Below are 3,152 nucleotides of genomic sequence, written 5' to 3' on the forward strand. Positions count from 1 at the left end.
CTCACCCTTTTTCGAGTGCTGTTACGGGTTCGAGCTTTGCGGCGTTGACGGCTGGGAGGTAGCCGAAGATCAGGCCGATGCCGCAGGCGCTGGCCAGGGCGGCGACCATGGAGAGGGGCGAATAGACCAGGGTGAAATTGCTGCTCAGCCGCTCGAAGGCCAGGCCGAAGCCAAGCGCCGCCAGGATGCCCGCCGCGCCGCCGATGACGCAGACCAGAACCGCCTCGATCAGGAATTGCGCGCGGATGTCGCCGCGCCGCGCACCCACCGCCATGCGCAGCCCGATCTCGCCGATGCGCTCGGTCACGGAAACCAGCATGATGTTCATCACCCCGATGCCGCCCACCAGCAGCGAGATCACCGCGATGGCCGCGACCAGCAGCGTCAGCGTCTGCGTGGTCGAGGTGATGGTCTGGCGGATCTGGTCGTTGTTGACGATGAAGAAATCCTTGCCGCCATGGCGCCGGACCAGCAGGTCCGAGACCATCTGCTCGGCCAGCGCCATGTCCACCTCGTCGGCGACGCGCAGCGTCAGCCCGCTGACGCTGGTCGAGCCCAGGTAGCGCGCCTGCACCGTGGTATAGGGCGCATAGACCGTCAGGCTGGTGGAGCCGCCGGGGCCGCGGTTCTGCGCCTCGGCCACGCCGATCACCCGCAAGGGCACCTTGCCGGCCATGAAGACCTGCCCCAGCGCCGCGCCCTCGCCGAACAGGCTCTGGCGGGTGCTCTCGTCGATGACGACGTTCTGGCCCATCTCCGCCACGTCGCTTGCGTCGAAGCCGCGGCCCTGGGTCAGCGCGACGCCGGCCACGTCGAAATACTGCTCGCCCACGCCGCTGATCTGGGCGCTGGCCTCGGTCGCGCCGTGGCGCAGGGTCTGCGCGCTGCTGACCGTCGGGCTGACCGAGGCGACATGGGGCTGGCGCGCCAGCGCCGCGCCGTCGGCCGTGACCAGCGTCGTCACCCGCCCCGAGCGCATGTCGCCGAAATCCCGGCCGGGATAGATCTGCAGCGTGTTCGTGCCCAGCCCGGCGATATTCTGCAGCACGCGCTGGCGCGAGCCCTCGCCAAGCGCCACCACCGACACGACCGAGGCGATGCCGATGATGATGCCCAGCATGGTCAGGAAGCTGCGCAGCTTGTGGGCGCGCATGGCCAGCACCGCCATGCGCAGCGCCTCGGCCAGCCGGCCCAGCACCGGGGCGGCGGCGCGGGCGGGCGGCAAGGCGGCCAGCCGCGCGGGCTCGGCGGGCGCATCGCTGCGGCGGTCGGCGATGATGCGGCCGTCGGCGATCTCGACCACGCGGCGGGCGCGGGCGGCGACCTTGGGGTCGTGGGTGACGATGATGACGGTGCGGCCCTCGGCGTTCAGCCGTTCCAGGATGCCCAGCACCTCGTCGCCGCTGCGGCTGTCGAGCGCGCCCGTCGGCTCGTCGGCCAGGATCACGCGGGCGTCGTTGACCAGCGCGCGGGCGATCGAGACCCGCTGCTGCTGGCCGCCCGAAAGCTGGCCCGGCCGGTGGCCCAGCCGGTCGCCCAGGCCCAGCCGGTCCAGCAGGTCGCGGGCGCGGGCGCGGCGCGCCTCGCGCGGCAGGCCGCGATAGATCGCCGGCACCTCGACATTCCCCAGCGCCGTCATCTCGGAAAGCAGGTGGTAGCGCTGGAAGATGAAGCCGAAGGTTTCGCGGCGCAGCGCCGCCAGCTCGCCCGGATCGCGCTGCGCCACCTCGCGCCCGTCCAAGAGGTAGCTGCCCGAGCTGGGCCGGTCGAGGCAGCCCAGGATGTTCATCAGCGTCGACTTGCCCGAGCCCGAGGCGCCCATGACGGCGACGAATTCGCCCTGGGCGATGTCGAGGTCGATGTCCTTGAGCACGCGCAGCACCCCCTCGCCCGAGGGGTATTCGCGCGCGATGCCGCGCAGCCGGATCAGCGGGGATCCCATCTCAGCCACCCAGCGGGCCCATCATGCGCCGGCTGCTGCGGGGGGCCGCGCCCGCCGCCGGGGCGCTGCCCTGTTCGCCGGTCACCACCTGCTCGCCCTCGTCGAGGCCCGAGACCACCTCGGCCACCACCTTGTCGTTGAGCCCGATCACCACGTCGCGGGTCTGGATGCCGCCGCCCGCGGCCAGCACCCGGACCTGGTGGCTGCCGTCCGGGTTGCGCCGGCCAAGCGCGCTCGACGGGATGGTCAGCACGTCCTGCGCCGCGCCCAGGACGATGCTGACCTGCGCCGTCATGTAGCTGCGCAGGTGCCCGTCGGGGTTTTCGACCGGGACGATGCCGGTGTAATAGATGGCGCCGCTGCTGCTGTCGGTGCTGGCGCCGCCCTGGATGGCGCTGTCGTTGACGATGCTTTGCGGCGCCGGGGCGATGGAGGCCAGCACGCCGCGATAGCTGCGGCCGCTGTCGTCGAGCAGGGTGAAGCGCACCTGCTGGCCGGGCCGGACCTTGCCGATGTCGGCTTCCGAGATCTCGGCATGCACCTCCATGCGGTCCAGCTGCCCCAGCACGACGATGGTGGGCGAGGACTGCACCGCGTTCACCGTCTGCCCGGCCTGGCTGACGATGGCCAGCACCGTGCCGGCAGTGGGCGCGGTGATGCGGGTATAGTCGAGGTCGGTCCGGGCGATCTCGATCGCGACCTCGGCCTGGGCGATCTGCGCCTGGAGCGCGGTGATCTGGGCGCGGGCCACCGCGACGTCCTGCTGGGCGCTGTCGATGGTGCTGCGCGCGACCGCGGCCGAGCGGATCAGGTTTTCCGACCGCTCCAGCGTCTTTTCCGCCAGCGCCAGCACCGCCTGCCGCTCGGCCATCTGCGCGCTGAGATTGGCCAGCGCCGCCTGCGCGGTGCGCAATTCGTTCGCCTGCTGGACCGAGTCGATCCGGGCGATCAGGTCGCCCTGTTCCACCCGCTGGCCCAGCCGGACCGCCAGTTCGGTGATCCGCCCCGAGACCTGCGCCCCCACCGCCACCAGGCTCGAGGGCTTCAGCCGCCCCTCCGCCAGAACCGCCATCTCGATGTCGCCCCGCGCGACCGGCGCGCTCATGTAGCCGGGGGTCGCGGACTTGCCCTCGGTAAGCCCGGCCACGCCGGCCAGAACGGCGACCAGCGCCACGGCGGTCAGGGCAAGGGCTAAGGGCTGGCGCATCGG

At 71.8% G+C, this 3,152-nt stretch carries 2 protein-coding genes; both read right to left on the minus strand.

Translation table 11 applies throughout. The annotated features are described in order from the left end of the window. Position 1: 1 nt before the first annotated feature. Positions 2–1,942, minus strand: coding sequence for a MacB family efflux pump subunit (locus IT40_RS26090; RefSeq protein ID WP_036761380.1), 1,941 nt, complete (start codon positions 1,940–1,942; stop codon positions 2–4). 1 nt (position 1,943) lies between these two features. Further along, positions 1,944–3,152, minus strand: a 1,209-nt coding sequence (locus tag IT40_RS26095) for an efflux RND transporter periplasmic adaptor subunit (protein WP_243700168.1), incomplete at its 5' end; no start/stop codon positions are given.

The sequence above is a fragment of the Paracoccus versutus genome (assembly GCF_000763885.1).
Lineage (GTDB): Bacteria > Pseudomonadota > Alphaproteobacteria > Rhodobacterales > Rhodobacteraceae > Paracoccus > Paracoccus versutus.